This window comes from Candidatus Brocadia sp., assembly GCA_021646415.1.
Classification (GTDB): Bacteria; Planctomycetota; Brocadiia; order Brocadiales; family Brocadiaceae; genus Brocadia.
The window spans coordinates 330,370-345,570 of record SOEU01000002.1 but is presented as its reverse complement, the minus strand read 5'-3'; the positions used below and the strand labels follow the sequence as shown (position 1 = coordinate 345,570).

General features: G+C 41.1%; 15 protein-coding genes and 1 tRNA gene. 9 read left to right on the top strand and 7 right to left on the bottom strand.

The genetic code is table 11. The features are described 5' to 3' along the window. Nucleotides 1–64 precede the first annotated feature (64 nt). The 8 genes from E3K36_03405 (at nucleotide 65) to E3K36_03370 (ending at nucleotide 7,547) form a co-directional block, all read left to right on the top strand. Nucleotides 65–1,321 carry a type II secretion system F family protein gene (locus E3K36_03405; protein MCF6154300.1) on the top strand — a complete coding sequence of 419 codons (1,257 nt, stop codon included), beginning with the start codon at nucleotides 65–67 and terminating at the stop codon, nucleotides 1,319–1,321. Between the two features lie 382 nt (nucleotides 1,322–1,703). Then, nucleotides 1,704–2,162: a prepilin-type N-terminal cleavage/methylation domain-containing protein gene (locus E3K36_03400; protein MCF6154299.1), complete on the top strand. Its 459-nt coding sequence runs from the start codon at nucleotides 1,704–1,706 to the stop codon at nucleotides 2,160–2,162. Between the two features lie 166 nt (nucleotides 2,163–2,328). Then, nucleotides 2,329–2,781 (top strand): IS200/IS605 family transposase, encoded by a 453-nt coding sequence (gene tnpA / locus E3K36_03395; protein MCF6154298.1) that lies wholly within the window; start codon nucleotides 2,329–2,331, stop codon nucleotides 2,779–2,781. Between the two features lie 256 nt (nucleotides 2,782–3,037). Continuing rightward, nucleotides 3,038–3,373 (top strand): hypothetical protein, encoded by a 336-nt coding sequence (locus tag E3K36_03390; GenBank protein ID MCF6154297.1) that lies wholly within the window; start codon nucleotides 3,038–3,040, stop codon nucleotides 3,371–3,373. Between the two features lie 10 nt (nucleotides 3,374–3,383). Then, nucleotides 3,384–3,974 (top strand): prepilin-type N-terminal cleavage/methylation domain-containing protein, encoded by a 591-nt coding sequence (locus E3K36_03385; protein ID MCF6154296.1) that lies wholly within the window; start codon nucleotides 3,384–3,386, stop codon nucleotides 3,972–3,974. A gap of 87 nt (nucleotides 3,975–4,061) precedes the next feature. Then, a complete protein-coding gene (locus E3K36_03380) occupies nucleotides 4,062–5,357 on the top strand; it encodes a hypothetical protein (GenBank protein MCF6154295.1) in 1,296 nt (431 codons plus the stop codon). Continuing rightward, nucleotides 5,339–7,027, top strand: coding sequence for a hypothetical protein (locus E3K36_03375; GenBank protein MCF6154294.1), 1,689 nt, complete (start codon nucleotides 5,339–5,341; stop codon nucleotides 7,025–7,027). The genes E3K36_03380 and E3K36_03375 overlap by 19 nt, the downstream gene beginning before the upstream one ends. A 22-nt stretch (nucleotides 7,028–7,049) precedes the next feature. Continuing rightward, nucleotides 7,050–7,547: an NUDIX hydrolase gene (locus tag E3K36_03370; protein ID MCF6154293.1), complete on the top strand. Its 498-nt coding sequence runs from the start codon at nucleotides 7,050–7,052 to the stop codon at nucleotides 7,545–7,547. A 33-nt stretch (nucleotides 7,548–7,580) separates the two neighbouring features. Here the strand turns inward: E3K36_03370 and E3K36_03365 are convergent, their stop codons facing one another. From E3K36_03365 to E3K36_03335, 7 genes are all read right to left on the bottom strand, one after another. After that, a complete protein-coding gene (locus E3K36_03365) occupies nucleotides 7,581–9,584 on the bottom strand; it encodes a phenylalanine--tRNA ligase subunit beta (GenBank protein ID MCF6154292.1) in 2,004 nt (667 codons plus the stop codon). Nucleotides 9,585–9,591: 7 nt separating this feature from the next. Next, nucleotides 9,592–10,608, bottom strand: coding sequence for a phenylalanine--tRNA ligase subunit alpha (pheS, locus tag E3K36_03360; protein ID MCF6154291.1), 1,017 nt, complete (start codon nucleotides 10,606–10,608; stop codon nucleotides 9,592–9,594). Between the two features lie 173 nt (nucleotides 10,609–10,781). Further along, the gene (gene rplT / locus E3K36_03355; protein ID MCF6154290.1) at nucleotides 10,782–11,135 is read right to left on the bottom strand and encodes a 50S ribosomal protein L20; all 354 of its coding nucleotides are present in this window, start codon (nucleotides 11,133–11,135) and stop codon (nucleotides 10,782–10,784) included. Between the two features lie 38 nt (nucleotides 11,136–11,173). Beyond that, on the bottom strand, nucleotides 11,174–11,371 hold the full coding sequence (rpmI, locus tag E3K36_03350; GenBank protein MCF6154289.1) for a 50S ribosomal protein L35: 198 nt from the start codon (nucleotides 11,369–11,371) through the stop codon (nucleotides 11,174–11,176). A 97-nt stretch (nucleotides 11,372–11,468) separates the two neighbouring features. Continuing rightward, on the bottom strand, nucleotides 11,469–11,966 hold the full coding sequence (locus E3K36_03345; protein ID MCF6154288.1) for a translation initiation factor IF-3: 498 nt from the start codon (nucleotides 11,964–11,966) through the stop codon (nucleotides 11,469–11,471). Nucleotides 11,967–11,993: 27 nt separating this feature from the next. Beyond that, nucleotides 11,994–13,916, bottom strand: a complete 1,923-nt coding sequence (gene thrS / locus E3K36_03340) for a threonine--tRNA ligase (protein MCF6154287.1) — start codon at nucleotides 13,914–13,916, stop codon at nucleotides 11,994–11,996. 53 nt (nucleotides 13,917–13,969) lie between these two features. Further along, nucleotides 13,970–14,046 (bottom strand) — tRNA-Val (locus E3K36_03335). Between the two features lie 211 nt (nucleotides 14,047–14,257). On the opposite strand from E3K36_03335, the gene nadA reads away from it, so the two are divergent. Further along, complete coding sequence (gene nadA, locus E3K36_03330) at nucleotides 14,258–15,163, top strand: quinolinate synthase NadA (GenBank protein ID MCF6154286.1); 906 nt, start codon at nucleotides 14,258–14,260, stop codon at nucleotides 15,161–15,163. Nucleotides 15,164–15,201 lie beyond the last annotated feature (38 nt).

Genomic DNA, 15,201 nt, shown 5'->3' with positions numbered 1-15,201 from the left:
CATATAATGATAAATCGTGGATAAAGATTTTTAATCTTTAAACCAAAATTGAAGGAGTTTGCCAATGGCTGTTTTTCAATATAATGCCGTTGATAACAGAGGAAAGACTGTAAAGGACAGAATTGAGGCACCCACATCAGATGAGGCGATTGCGAAGATACGTGGGTTGGGCTACTATCCCACTGGTATGAAAGAGGTCCACGTTCGCCAGAAATCCGGTGAAATATCCGCCACAAACATGCCTTCCAAAAAGCGCGGGGAGATATCGATCTCTTTGGGTGGGGTTAAATCGAAAGAATTAACCGTTTTTACGCGTCAACTATCAACGCTCCAGGACGCAGGTCTGCCCATCATACGCGGTTTAAAGATACTCGCATCTCAAATGAAGAAAGGGTTACTAAAGAAAACAACATTAAAAGTCATAGAAGATATTGAGGGAGGGAACACCCTCTCCGGAGCGCTTGCAAAACATCCAAGGGTTTTTGATAAACTGTATATTAATATTGTAAGGGCCGGAGAGGTGAGTGGTTCACTGGACGTTATTTTACAGCGGTTAGCTGATTTCCGTGAAAAAATAGAGCGGCTTGTCAGAAAAATAATCAGCGCCATGATATATCCCACCGTTGTTGCGATTGTTGCCGCAGGTATTTTAATCGGCCTCATGATTTTTATCATACCAAATTTTGCAAAGATTTTTGATGAATTGAATTTGGAGCTACCTACTCCTACCAAAATGCTCATTACCTTTAGCATGATTTTAAAGACTCAATGGATGTTTATCCCTTCTGTACCTTTTGGTGCTTTTGTACTCTATAAGATTGCAGGAAAGATAAAAAAAGTACGGTTGTTAATAGACAAAACCAAATTTAAATTGCCTATCTTTGGGACGATTATAAATAAATCTACCGTTTCGAGGTTTACCCGTACGCTTGCTACTCTGACTTCCAGTGGGGTACCCATATTGGATGCACTCAATAATGTCAAGGAGGCTTCAGGAAATGCGGCTATGGCGCAAGCCATCCAGCATGTCCACGACAGTATCCGTAGCGGAGAAAGTATTACGAAGCCTTTGCGCGCTTCTAAGATTTGCAACGAGATGGTAGTCAATATGGTGGAGGTGGGAGAAGAAACAGGGGAATTGGATAAAATGCTCACAAAGGTGGCGGATAATTATGACGACGAAGTGGACAGGGCTGTAGAGGCAATGGTCAGCCTGATAGAGCCTATTATGATTGTATTTCTTGGTGGATCGGTTGGTTTCATCGTGATTGCCATGTTTGTACCACTGATAAAATTGATGCAGGGCATTGGCGGCCAATAACCTATTTTTGTTTGCAGTAACAGTTCAGCCCACAGCATAGAACGCCGAGACTTCGTCGTGAGCTCAGTCGAACGATCGCAGAAAGTTTTAGAGGGTAAACAGAAAATATTGTGCGGATTTTCCCCTTTTTATTTGTTTCTCTGCGTTCTCCGCGCCCTCTGGCTCAAAAATTTCTTATTAAGCGACGCCGTGATGTTTCGGTGTGTCCCCACACCGAGACGTATGTACATTTCCATGTTATTTTGTTTCGGTGAGAGGACTCACCGAAACATCTAAAATATTTTCATGGTTTCAGGGTGCCGCAAAAGCGGCATGATGACTGCGGTGAACTATTATCTTTTGCAAAATCATTGTACTATAAAAACAAATAGGACATCTAAAGATGTATAACCAAAAGGGGTTCTCCCTCATTGAGATGATAGTGGCTGTAGCCATAATTGCTACTTCAGCTGGAATTGCTATTCCTGTCTATGTCAGCATGAAACCATCAATTTGGTTAAGCGGGGCAACCAGACAAATTATGGGTGATCTGATGTGGGCAAGAATGCAGGCAATCAGCCAGAATAATCAATTTAGGATATTTTTTTTAGAAGACAATCATCGGTATAAGATTCTGGATGATGACAATAATAACGGCAATATTGACGATGGAGAATTGACGGTGATAAAAGATATTCAAGATGAATATCGCGATGTAACTTTTATTTCAACGAACGACCCCGTTTTCAATCCCAGGGGGAATGCATCGAATTTACCTGTTATAACCCTTACAAATTCTCACGGACAAAAAAAGGTAGAAGTTGTTATTACGGGTCAGGTCAAGCAAGTCAAGATAGAGTAACGTGTTTAAATAAACTGAGTCTTCAGAAAATAGTGTGGCTATAAAAACTTATTATAATTACTTTAACCCGTAGGGGAAAAATGTTCATAGGCAGGCAATTTATTGCCTGTTTATAGGTATATAAAAATAAAGTCCCGTAGGGACGATCGGGCATAAAGGATTATCTATGGCAAACACCTATATAAATATTCTTATTCATACAGTTTTTAGCACAAAAAATCGTGAATCTTGGCTTTCTTCTTCACTTCGTGAACGACTCTATCCTTATATGTGTGGTATTGCAAGGGGGAATGGTTTGAAAGTCCTTTGTATTGGAGGCACAGACAACCATATCCATATTTTATTGTCATCGGATTCAACCACTTCGATTGCAAAGGCAATTCAATTTATCAAAGGTGGTTCATCAAAGTGGATTCACGAGACGTTTTCAGAACTGAGACTATTTTCATGGCAAGAAGGGTATGGTGCTTTTAGCATAGGTATTTCAAATGTAGATGAAACGAAGAAATATATTGAAAATCAAGAGAAACATCATAGTAAGGAAAGCTTTCATGATGAATATTTAAAATTTCTTAGAAAAAATAAGATAGATTTTGATGAAAAATATATGTGGGGATAAAGACTAAGGTACAATCCAATCGTCCCTACGGGACTAATTTTTTATATTATTAAAGCACAGGCAATAAATTGCCTGCCTAGTATTATATGCCCCTAATGGGGCTAAAAGAATTCGTATTTTAACATTAGTTGTATTGTGGTGACTTTTTTGTAAATTTCCATAACAGTGGGTATTCTACCCACACAAAAGTCGGAAGAACCAATAAACTTCAATAATCATGCAAAATACTTTGAAATTACACCATGATAAAGGCTTTATGATGATAGAGGTTATACTAGCGATAGCCATTATCGCCATCGGATTGTTTGCCGTAATGAGTTTGACAGCCATAGTGATAAAAGGTAATGCGCATAGCAAAATGGTTACCACTGCAACAACCTTGGCACAGGACAAGATAGAATATTTTAAAGGGATAGGTTACGATAATGTATTAGGAACTTATACAGTCTATACTGATTATTATTTGGAGGCAATTGTGCAGCCCGATACTCCGGGCACGAATACAAAAACCATTGACGTTAAAGTGTACTGGAATCCGGGAACTACAACGTCAATCCATAAAGTTGAATTGAAAACTATTCTTGCAAAATAGGAACGAGATAATGTCTTACTCACAGAAAAGCAATGAACGTGGTTTTACGCTTGTTGAATTAGTGATCGGTCTTGCAATCAGCTTGATCCTTATGGGTGTGGCAGTCAGTATGCTTAATGTTCAACGTAAATCATATAGCTTTCAGGAACAGGTTACTGAGATGCAGCAAAATATCCGTGCCGCCACAGATATGATGGTGAGAGAAATCAGGATGGCCGGATATGACCCATCCGGTGCAGGTTTTACAGGAATTGGTACCCATACAACGGAATTGCTTCAAATATTGGCAGATCTTGATGGCAATGGGATGACTACTGGCTCGTATGAAGACATAACCTATCGGTATTATAACGCCAGTGATGCGACTTATCCTCGCCAAATCTGGAGGAACACGGAAACCGAATCTCAAACACTCGCCGAGAATATTGAGGCACTTAACTTCTCTTACTACGATAGTGATGGCGTTGCTACAAGTACGGCATCCAGTATTCGTCAGATAGAGATTACAATAAGAGGAAGGACTGCCAAAAATGATCCTGATTTTGGCTATAGTTACGGTACGCTGACTTCTCTTGTAACTCCGGTAAATCTTGGTTATTAAACGATTCTATTTTTGCTGAACTGTAGTTACTTAAAATTATATTGAATAATTTGTATGAATTTAAAACGTCAATCAAAAAATTTACATATGAAATTAACATACGCAGCTGAAAGTGGAATAGTCCTTATTGCCGTTCTTGCGCTCGTGACTGTTTTGGCGTTGGTGGGAATTGTTTCTGTTGTAACAACTAATACTGACATTAAAATAAGTAGCAATTACAAGACCAGCGTACAGGCGCTCTATGCAGCACAGGCGGGAACAGAAGAGGCGAGGGCACGACTCAGAGGTTCATCCTCGGCTAACACTTATACAGGAGATACTGCAGCAAGTCCCAATCCAAAGTGGTCAGCTTATATCCTGACGTCAAACTCCTGGCAGACCTCTGATGATCCAGATTACAACGCTAATTATGAAAACTATATCCCTAAGCATAACCCTATCGATCATACAAATAAAGCTATAGTAGCAAATAGTCTTCAAACTGATATCTCATATTGGGTTAAAATGAGACACAAGAGGGAATATGATGCCGAACAGGCAGGCCATACTACTACATCGCTCCATTATGATGACAAAGATGAAGACGAGGCAACCCATACTGCTGAATTGCCGGGCAACATTGTCTACTATGGATACGAAGACTCGCTGGCTACAACCGCAGTTCAATTTACTTCAAACTCACCGCTGGCAAAATATAAACCCGTGGAGATCATAACTGCATACGGGTATAGCGGGAGCAGTTTGAACAAGATTGAAATTGAAGTGGTTTGTTACCCAGGTCCTCCCATATTTGCTCCTTTTTATTCAAAGGGCGGTGTAACAATAAATGGTAGCTCTGGAAAATTCTATGGTACAGATACTTGCTCAGTAAATTCATCCCTTCCACCAATTTACACTAATGGTTCGATGGGAGGAGGGGGGAATCCTACATATACTGGGAATCCACCATCACCGGTGGAAAGTGGTACATTAGTTATAAACGTCGAGGAATACATACAGGTAATGAAAGATAATGCTACAATAACAATAACCGAAGATCAAAGTGGCACTAACTATGGGGATGCAAGCAATTTTGTTACCTGCTACGCAAATATGGCTGAGTTAAAATTAAATAATGTAACTGGTTTTGGAATTTTATTAGTAGAGGGTGATTTAGAACTGGGAGGTAACTTCAACTGGAATGGATTAATCTTGGTTACCGGCAAAATTAAAATGAATGGAGGTGGTACAGGGATAATTATATCTGGAGCAATTTTCTCCGGCGATTCCTCCCAAACCGATTCCACAAATGGCCAAGTAACTGTAAAGTATGATAGCTGTGAGATAGAAAATGCCCTGATTAATCAACCACTAAAAGTAATCAAATGGAGAGAGATTTACTGAAAAAAGGCATGAATTCTCAATGGCAATCAAAAATAGTAAGGATAGTGCCAACATATAGAGATGAAAAGGGAATAATCCTCATTGTTGTCCTCGCCTTAATAGCCATTTTGTCACTGGTGGGAACTACGGCGGTTATCACCACTACTACCGATATTAAGATCAGCAGCAATTACAAGACAAGTGTGCAGGCATTTTATTCAGCAGAGGCAGGGATACATGATGGCATTAACCGTTTATTAAATGGTACCATATCGGATAACGGTTCAAAAACAGACCCAAATTGGAATGGGACATCAACCTATTCATCGAGTGCTTTTAATAATAGCTTTACCCTCAAGCATGTAGTGAGCGGAGGAAATGTGGTAAATGATTCAAACGGCAACCCTCTGTATATAATTACCTGTACTGGCACGAGTTCTTCCTCAAAAAAAGTATTAGAAACGGTATTTTCCTTAACGTATGATTCTATTTTTCATGACTCGCTGCTTGGGTGTGACGGCGTGTATGCGTCAAGCTCTATTGTCACGGATAGTTATAATTCTGATAATGGAACATATGAAAGCCAAACGCACGGAAATTATGGTAATATCAGCACTACCAATGCCGGAGCAAATATTACCATTGCAAGTAGTTCCGTTATTAAAGGAGACGCCAATTCGACAGGAAATCTTATAATAAATAGCAGCGCTCAGGTTAACGGAGATGCCAATGCAACCGGGAATATAGCAATGAATAGCAGTTCTAAGGTGCTCGGGAACGTAAATACGGGCGGGAGTCTTACCATGGAAAGTAGCAACAGGATTTATGGAAACGTGAATGCAACCGGGAATATAGCCATGAGTAGCAGTTCACAAATTGATGGGAATGCCATTACCGTGGGAAATATCGAACTGTCCAGTAGTTCTGATATTTTAGGAAATGCAACCGCGGGCGGCATCGTAAGCATTAATAGCGGGTCTTCTGTTTCAGGAACCGTCACTCAAAGTTACACTGGTTATTCTGGTTATCCTGGTGTGCCAACTACGGATTGTGATCCATCAGATACCTCTGCCTTTTTCAATGACAATGCGGCACCGATAACGTCCGGTAATGATAATGGGGAATTAAGCTCTTTCTATTATGATATTTTTACCCATTCCTTTTCCATTGGCAGCAGCAATAGTTACACACTCGGGGTTGCTGGAGAAAGTAAGAAATATTATTTCAGTAGTTTGAGTGTTACTTCAAGTTCTCGATTGATAATAACGGGAAATGTTACGCTATACATAAATGGAAATTTTACTTTTAGCAGCAGTTCCGATCTTGTACTTGCCAGCGGCGCAAAACTAACTGCATACGTTACCGGTATAACAAGTGTCGGTTCATCCGGTAAAATAAATGCTGCAAATGACAAAAAGCCGGCAAACTTCTTTCTCTGGTCTTCCGCCACTTCTGCTGATAATAGTGACTACAAGGTTACCCTGACTTCAAGTTCAGACGTATATGCAGCCATATATGCCCCACGAGCCGCAATTAGTATCACTTCTAGTGTGGACCTCTATGGCGCAGTCAGGGGAAAATATGTTAACATAGCCTCAAGCGGAGATTTCCACTACGATGAAACCCTGAAGAATATGGCCGTAGGAAATCCAACGAGTTACAAAATAGTATCCTGGCGCGAAGTCAATTAAACTACTTTTATAAGGAATTTTTATGATTATCTACTCTGGTAAAAAAATAAATGTCAGAAAAGATGAAATTGTGCTGGATGATGGAAGGGCGGTAATGAGAGAGGTCATTGAACATCCCGGTTCGGCCGCCATTATTCCTTTTATTTCCGAAAATGAAATCATTCTTATCCAGCAATACAGACATGCCGTCAAGGAGACCATTTACGAAATTCCTGCCGGCACACTTGATCAGGGCGAAACATTCGATGTGTGTGCAAGGCGTGAATTAGAAGAGGAGACTGGCTACAGAGCAGGCACCCTCGAACCCCTCATAGTTCTTTATCCCTCGCCTGGTATCTTAAGTGAGACAATGCATCTCTTTAAGGCAACCAATCTTGTTAAAACCCAAACAAATTATCAAATGGATGAATCAATCAAAGGTATTGTACACGTCAAGCTGAGTGATGCAGTGGTGATGGTAAAGAAAGGTGAGATTAAAGACGCTAAAACAGTTTGCAGTATTTTGCTGTGCCTTAAATGACTGAATTTAATGTTTTAGGCATTTCAATAATCATTATGCTTTTCTTAATTCGGCACCGAGGGTTTTATGAAGGGTATCGAGAATAATTTGCTGGGCGCTATCGACTTCTTCACTTTTTAGTGTTCGGTCTGGGGCTTGAAAACAGAGGTTAAAGGCGATGCTCTTTTTTCCTGCTGGTATCTGTTTTCCACGATATACATCAAAGAAATTCGTTTCCTTCAAAAAAGCTGCCTTTGTTTCTGTGATGCATTTTTCGATAGACGACCATGTCACCTCCTCATCGACAATGATAGCAAGGTCACGGAAAACAGGGGGATGCTGTGGTATGTTTTGATATTTTTTGGCGAAATTTGACTTTTCAATCAATAAATTCAGATCTATTTCCGCTAAACAGGATAACGTTTTGAATCCCAATTCTCTGCTGGCTTCTCCAAGATATCCAAGGGCGGTATTATCCATTTGAATACTCGCTGCCCTTTTATCCATAAATAGTCTGGATTCGTTAAAGCCTGTCCATTCCTGCTTTAGAGGTATGCCGAGGTTCAGCAAAAGAGATTCGACTATTCCCTTTAAAGTCAAAAAATCTGTATCCGCCAGGATGGATAGACAGGTCTTTTCTTGTGGTAGTTTATTTCCTGCAAGGTAAATGTTAGCGATTTCGAAGATTTTTACCTGTTCGGTACCATGTGCCACGTTATATCGTTTAGTATTGATAAGACTCGGTAGTAAAGAGGTCCGCAAACGGCTTTCTTCCTGTCTCAGTGGGTTGGCAATATCGATACCCACCCTATCTGACCACAGATTCACGGACTGTAATGGCGAGATATCAACAATGCTAAAAGTTTTGACTTCATAAAAACCAAGGCCGGTTAGAAACTGACGAATAGTATCCTCGACAATCTCGTACTTATTCTTTGCACTGCCACGGACAGTGATAGAAGTCTTTGTCGGAATATTATTATACCCGTAAATCCTGGCCACCTCTTCAATCAGGTCAATTTCACGATAGACATCCCCTCGAAAGCTCGGCACCTCAAGATCAATGAAGTTGCCGATATCATTGAGAATGTTAAATTGAAGCTTTTTTAAAATATCTATAACAACGTCTCTTTTTATTTCCACCCCTAAAACTTTGTGAAGCCGTTCCATGCGGAGGGTAATTTTTTTTGTTTCATGCCTCCCTGTTCTTATATCAATGGCGCCATCGGCAATTTCTCCACCCGCATAGTCTTTGACAAGCTTTACGGCCCTTTGGGATGCACGGTCTACACCTTCGGGATCCGTACCCCTTTCAAACCGATATGAGGAATCTGAAGCAATGCCCAATGCCCTGGACGTACGCCGTACTTGTCTTGGCTCGAATTGTGCGCATTCCAGGAGGATGTTTCTGGTTGATTCGGAAACTTCTGTTTCCTTGCCACCCATAATACCAGCAACGGCAACAGGCCGCCTGCCGTCCGCAATGACCAACATGTCATGAAAAAGCGCCCGTCTGGCTCCGTTGATGACAACAATTTCTTCTCCGCTTCTGGCTTTTCTTACAATAATTTTTTGTTCTGTTAGCTTGTCCAGATCAAAGGCGTGGAGGGGTTGCCCTGTTTCCATCATCACATAATTGGTGATGTCTACGATGTTGTTTACAGGTCGAAGACCGATGCACTTCAGCCTCTTTTGTATCCATTCCGGGGAAGGTCCCACGGTTATCTGGCGAATTACCCGGGCCGTATAGCGGGGACACAGTATCGGTTCTTCAACGGCGATATCAATAAATTTTGATATCTCGGTATTTGCGGTTACAAAAGGTGTTTCCGGGAAGTGCAGGCTTCCTCCCACCGCTGCCGCCACTTCACGTGCAATACCAGTAATTCCGAGGCAATCGGGACGATTGGAAGTAACTTCTATGTCCAGACAAAAATCGTCTTCTACAGGTTTAATGTCGGCAACTACCAATCCCACGCTGGTCAACCTATCGGCCAGTTCCTGTGGTGACAGGGAAAAATAGACATATTCTTTTAGCCAGTTATAGGTGATTTTCATTTACAATTCAGAATTGAGATAAAAAACGTATGTCATTTTCATAGAAGAGACGAATGTCGCAAATACCATATTTCAGCATGGTGATCCGTTCGACACCCATTCCAAATGCAAAGCCTGTATACTTTTCTCCATCATAATGTACGGCCTTGAGTACATTTGGGTCGACCATACCAGCCCCTAATATTTCAACCCATCCACTATAAGAACATACATTACACCCTTTGCCTCCACAGAGAGAACACGAAATATCAACCTCGGCGCTCGGTTCGGTAAAAGGAAAGAATGACGGCCTGAAACGCATCTGAATATTCTGGCCGAAATAGGTCTTAATAAATTGGTTCAGTACCCCTTTCAGATCCGCAAAGCTCACCCCTTCATCCACTAACAAACCTTCCACCTGATGAAACATAAATGAGTGTCTGGCGTCAACGGTATCGGGCCTGTAAACCCTGCCTGGCGCAATAATACGAATGGGTGGTTTTTGTTTTTCCATGATACGAATTTGAACGGTGGATGTTTGACTTCTGAGAAGAATATCGTCTTTGATGTAGAAAGTATCGAAATCCGTGCGAGAGGGATGATCGGATGGAATGTTCAATGCCTCAAAGTTGTAATACTCTAACTCCACTTCCGGGCCGTAAGCCACATCGAAACCCAATCGGGCAAAGGCCTCTTTAATATCGTCAATTGTTTGAGTAAGCGGATGCCTTTTTCCTAGAGAGGGGCGTTTCCCCGGCAAAGTAACATCGAATATTTCACTTGTAACTTTTGGAATTGCTTCTGATGAGAACTTTTTAATAAGCCCTTCTATTATGTCCGTAATTTCAATCTTTAGAGCGTTGATCTGTTGCCCAAATGCGGCGCGTTTTTCAACTGGCAGTGTTGGAATAAGTTTCATGAGATCATTGACACCACCATTCCTTCCCAGGTATTTTATCTTGAGCTGTTCCGCCCCTTTCAGGGTACTAATACCTTTGGTTTCTTCTTGTAAATTTCTTTTTATCTCTTCTAACGTATCTAACATGCAGATGGGTTTATAAAAGCATAAAAAACACAGGCACGCTCCTTCTATTCTGGCAAACTACCGGAAAAGGACGTGCCTCATATTTTAGAGATACAACATTACATGAACGGGAGAGACAGCTCAGTAATTACTTGTGTGGCGGAAGCGATGTCTTACCATTATCGATCAAAGTTTCAGACTACCGCTTTTACCTGTTCGACTAATTTATCAAAAGCAGGCTTGTCATTGACGGCCATCTCAGCCAACATCTTTCTATTTAAATCTATTTTGGCTTTGATTAATCCACGAATGAAATGGCTATAAGAAATACCGCGTTCTCTGACCGCAGCGCTAATTCTGGAAATCCATAGTTCTCTAAATTTTCTTTTACGCGCCTTCCGATCCCGGAACGAAAAGGCCATGGCACGGATATACGTTTCCATGGCCTTGCGATACAAATTTCCTCTTCCACCCCAATAACCTTCCGTTTTATTCAATAATCTTTTTCTCGATCTTTTTCTTGCACAACCTTTTGTTGCTCTTGGCATGTTACAACTCTTTCATATAAAAAAATTTAAAATTTACCTTAAGACCCTCGTAATGCCCTCGTCATGGTCTTATTGAAGGCGGGTGAGACCCCTTCTTTTTTTCTCAAATGTTCCCTTCGCCTTCCTGATTTTCCTGACAGCAGATGGCCCTTTCCGGCTTTCGATCTCTTGACCTTGCCCTTTGCACTAATTTTTATTCGTTTCTTAAGCCCTTTATGGGTTTTTAGCTTTGGCATTTATAAAACCTCCATATTAACAGAATTCATGCTGATTTGAGGGTGGCACGGACAAACTTGTTTGTTCGTGCCTAATTTTATCTTTAATCTTTAATCTTTACTTAGGGGACAAGATTATTCCCATTCTACGATCATCCGATATCCTATCCTTTTCTACTTTGGCTATGTCCTCGAGCGCATCGGCAACTTGTTTTAAGATTTCATTGCCTAACTCTGTATGAGCGCGTTCCCTTCCTTTAAACATCATACTGATGAGAACACGGTCTTTATTTTCTAAAAATTTCCTAGCCTGACGAATCTTTGTTTGTATATCATGTTCACCTGTCTTTGGTCTCAGTCTTAATTCCTTTAGTTGAACTACATGTTGCTTCTGATGCGACTTTTTCTTTTGTTTATACTTAAACTTGCCATAATTCATGATCCGGCAGACAGGTGGGTCTGCCTCCGGGGCAACCTCCACAAGGTCGAGTTCCACACTTTTTGCCTTTGCAATAGCTTCTTCCTTGCTAATTACCCCGACCTGCACACCATTCTCGTCTATCAACCGTACCGTAGACGAACGGATCCGTTCGTTAATTCTTAAGTCTTGTGAAATGTATAATCTCCTCCGAAAAAGTTAAAACTATCTTTTCTCTCTGATTTCAGATTCCACGGTTTTTATGAAATCTTCAATTGCCATTACCCCTTCATTTCCCTTTTTTCTGCTTCTCACAGAGACGGTGCCACCTTCTATTTCTTTGTCACCTACTACCAGTAAATAAGGAATTTTCTCCAGCGTACCTTCTCGTATCTTATAATTAATTTTGGCATTGCTCGTATCACATTCTACCCTAAAATTCTTCATAAGCAACTGAGTTTGTAATTTTTTTGCATACTCTATGTGCGCATCAGTAATGGGTAATATCCTCATTTGAATTGGTGCAATCCACAAGGGGAAATCACCTGCATAATGTTCGATCAAACAACCCACAAACCGTTCCATAGCCCCCAGGACTGTGCGATGAACCATTACCACCCGGTGATGAAAACCATCCGGGCCAACATAATTGACATCGAATCTTTCCGGAAGGTTGAAGTCAACCTGAATTGTAGGCCCCTGCCACCCACGCCCTATAGCATCCTTGACCTTAATATCGATCGCCGGGCCATAAAACTTTGCCTCTCCCTCCATCCGTGTATACTTTAGTCCTTTTTTGTCGAGGGCAATCCTTAAGGCATTTTCGGCATGATCCCAAACATCGTCCCGGCCTATATACTTATCCTTTTCTCCCTTACCCCGCACGCTTAATTCTATCTCATATTCCTTAAATCCAAAACTTGACAACATGAACTGAGCCAGTTCAATTACTCCCAGGATTTCATTTTCTAATTGATCCGGGGTGCAGAATATATGGGCATCGTCTTGGGTAAATCCGCGTACACGCAATAATCCATGTAAGACGCCTGACCGCTCATATCGATACACAGTTCCCAATTCCCCCCACCGCAAAGGCAGATCCCGGTAACTGTGAAGTTTTGTTTTGTATATAAGCACCGCAAAAGGGCAATTCATGGGTTTTAGGATATATTCATGCCCGTCAACCTCTATTGGTGAGTACATACTTTCACGGTAAAAATTCCAATGACCACTGGTCTTCCATAAATTGATCTTTGCAATATGGGGGCTGTAGAGAATTTCGTATCCCCTCTTGAAATGCTCTTCTCTCCAAAAATTCTCAATAATATTACGTATCCTGGCGCCCTTTGGATGCCAAAAGGTTAAACCAGACCCACCTTCTTCATGAAAACTGAAAAGATCTAAATCTCTCCCAATTTTCCGATGGTCACGCTTTTCCGCCTCTTCCAGGAATTTTAAATATTTGTCAAGCTCTGTCTGGGTAAAAAACGCCGTCCCATAAATACGCTGTAACATGGGATTCGTTTCTTTCCCACGCCAATAAGCACCCGCTACGCTGAGGAGTTTGAATGCCTTAACCTTGCTTGACCTCTGAATATGCGGACCTCGGCACAAGTCCACAAAATCTCCTTGTGTGTAAAAAGATACGGTGTCGTCCTCGATATCCTTAATAAGTGCTACTTTAAAAGGCTGACCAATGGCTTCCATCTTCTGTATGGCTACATCGCGAGGTAATTCCATTCTTTTGAATACAATATCCTCGCGGATAATTTTTGCCATTTCTTCTTCAATCTTCCTGAGATCTTCTTCAGACAAGCTGTGCTGGAGGCCGAAGTCATAATAAAATCCATTTTCAATGGTAGGACCTATACCAAGCTTTACGCCGGGGAAAAGTCTGCTGACCGCCTGCGCCATAATGTGGGCTGTACTGTGGCGAAGGATTTCCATACCTTCTTCTGTATCGTCAGTAATTACCGATAAGGAAATATCTTCTTTTATGGGATAACTAAGGTCTACAAGAACACCGCTAGCCTTTCCGGCTAACGCCCTTTCACCAAGGCGGATACCTATATTGCTGACAACCTCACCAATGGTTATATTATCCTTATACTCCTTTTTTGTCCCGTCAGGTAATGTGATCTTAACCATGATCCTAAAACTTATTTATCGAAATTTCGGAATATACGTTTAACAAAAATTAATGGTGGGCGATACTGGGCTCGAACCAGTGACCTCTTGCTTGTCGAGCAAGCGCTCTAGCCAACTGAGCTAATCGCCCTAAGTATTTAACCCCCGGTAATGACACGCATCTCCCGAAATCTTTAAGAATATCATACTTAGGTCAAATTATGGTATCAAATAGGTTTTTTATTGTCAAGAAAAAACGGTTTAAAAGTTTTACAGAATTTTTAAAAAAGTATTTAAAAACAATTTATGCTTTGTTATGATTAGCTTATCATAATTTATGAAAACGAACAAAATTATTCACCATGTCTACTATAATAGATAAAATCAATGAGTTAAAGAAAAAAAGGAATGCGGTTATCCTTGCGCATAACTACCAAAGAGGGGATGTGCAGGATATAGCAGACTTTACAGGCGATTCGCTAGGACTTTCCCAGAAGGCTGCAAAGACACAGGCGGACATAATTGTATTCTGCGGTGTTCACTTTATGGCTGAGACGGCTTCTATCCTCTGTCCTGATAAAATGGTACTATTGCCCGATGAGCATGCGGGTTGTCCCATGGCCAACATGGTAACCCTGAGAGAACTCAGGATAAAGAAAAAAGAACATCCGAATGCCAAAGTTGTTTGTTACGTAAATAGTACGGCTGCTATAAAGGCAGAGAGTGACATATGTTGCACTTCTTCCAATGCAATGAAAATTGTGTCATCAATTCCCAAAGACCAGGAAATCCTCTTTATACCAGACAAGAGTCTTGGAGGCTATGTATCGTCCAAACTGAATCGACCTATGATACTTTGGGAAGGATTCTGCCCTACCCATCACAGGATATTGGCAGAACATATTATTAAATTGAAGGCTGCACACCCTAACGCCAAGGTCGTCGTTCACCCTGAATGCACACAGGATGTGATCGCATTGGCAGACCATGTTGCCAGCACTACCGGCATTGCCAAATATTGCAAAGAAACGGATACTAAAGAATTTATCATTGGCACAGAGACGGGTATTCTCCACCGTTTAAAAAAAGAGAATCCGCAAAAAGCATTTTATGCTATTACACACCTTGCCGATTGTTCCAATATGAAACTTATCAGTTTGGAAAAGGTATTGTGGTCTTTGGAGGACCTCGTTTATCAGATAAAGGTACCTGATGATATTGCGGCGAAGGCTCGGGTGGCTATCCAAAAAATGCTTGATTTGTCGTAATAATTCACCGCAAAGACGCCAAAGGGGCGCAAAGAAAG

Coding starts and splice junctions, on each gene's coding strand:
- E3K36_03390 (MCF6154297.1), top strand. CDS start 3,038: ATGATGATAGAGGTTATACTAGCGATAGCCATTATCGCCATCGGATTG.
- tnpA (MCF6154298.1), top strand. CDS start 2,329: ATGGCAAACACCTATATAAATATTCTTATTCATACAGTTTTTAGCACA.
- E3K36_03365 (MCF6154292.1), bottom strand. CDS start 9,584: ATGAAAATCACCTATAACTGGCTAAAAGAATATGTCTATTTTTCCCTG.
- rplT (MCF6154290.1), bottom strand. CDS start 11,135: ATGCCAAGAGCAACAAAAGGTTGTGCAAGAAAAAGATCGAGAAAAAGA.
- E3K36_03385 (MCF6154296.1), top strand. CDS start 3,384: ATGTCTTACTCACAGAAAAGCAATGAACGTGGTTTTACGCTTGTTGAA.
- E3K36_03370 (MCF6154293.1), top strand. CDS start 7,050: ATGATTATCTACTCTGGTAAAAAAATAAATGTCAGAAAAGATGAAATT.
- E3K36_03380 (MCF6154295.1), top strand. CDS start 4,062: ATGAAATTAACATACGCAGCTGAAAGTGGAATAGTCCTTATTGCCGTT.
- rpmI (MCF6154289.1), bottom strand. CDS start 11,371: ATGCCAAAGCTAAAAACCCATAAAGGGCTTAAGAAACGAATAAAAATT.
- pheS (MCF6154291.1), bottom strand. CDS start 10,608: ATGTTAGATACGTTAGAAGAGATAAAAAGAAATTTACAAGAAGAAACC.
- thrS (MCF6154287.1), bottom strand. CDS start 13,916: ATGGTTAAGATCACATTACCTGACGGGACAAAAAAGGAGTATAAGGAT.
- E3K36_03405 (MCF6154300.1), top strand. CDS start 65: ATGGCTGTTTTTCAATATAATGCCGTTGATAACAGAGGAAAGACTGTA.
- nadA (MCF6154286.1), top strand. CDS start 14,258: ATGTCTACTATAATAGATAAAATCAATGAGTTAAAGAAAAAAAGGAAT.
- E3K36_03375 (MCF6154294.1), top strand. CDS start 5,339: ATGGAGAGAGATTTACTGAAAAAAGGCATGAATTCTCAATGGCAATCA.
- E3K36_03400 (MCF6154299.1), top strand. CDS start 1,704: ATGTATAACCAAAAGGGGTTCTCCCTCATTGAGATGATAGTGGCTGTA.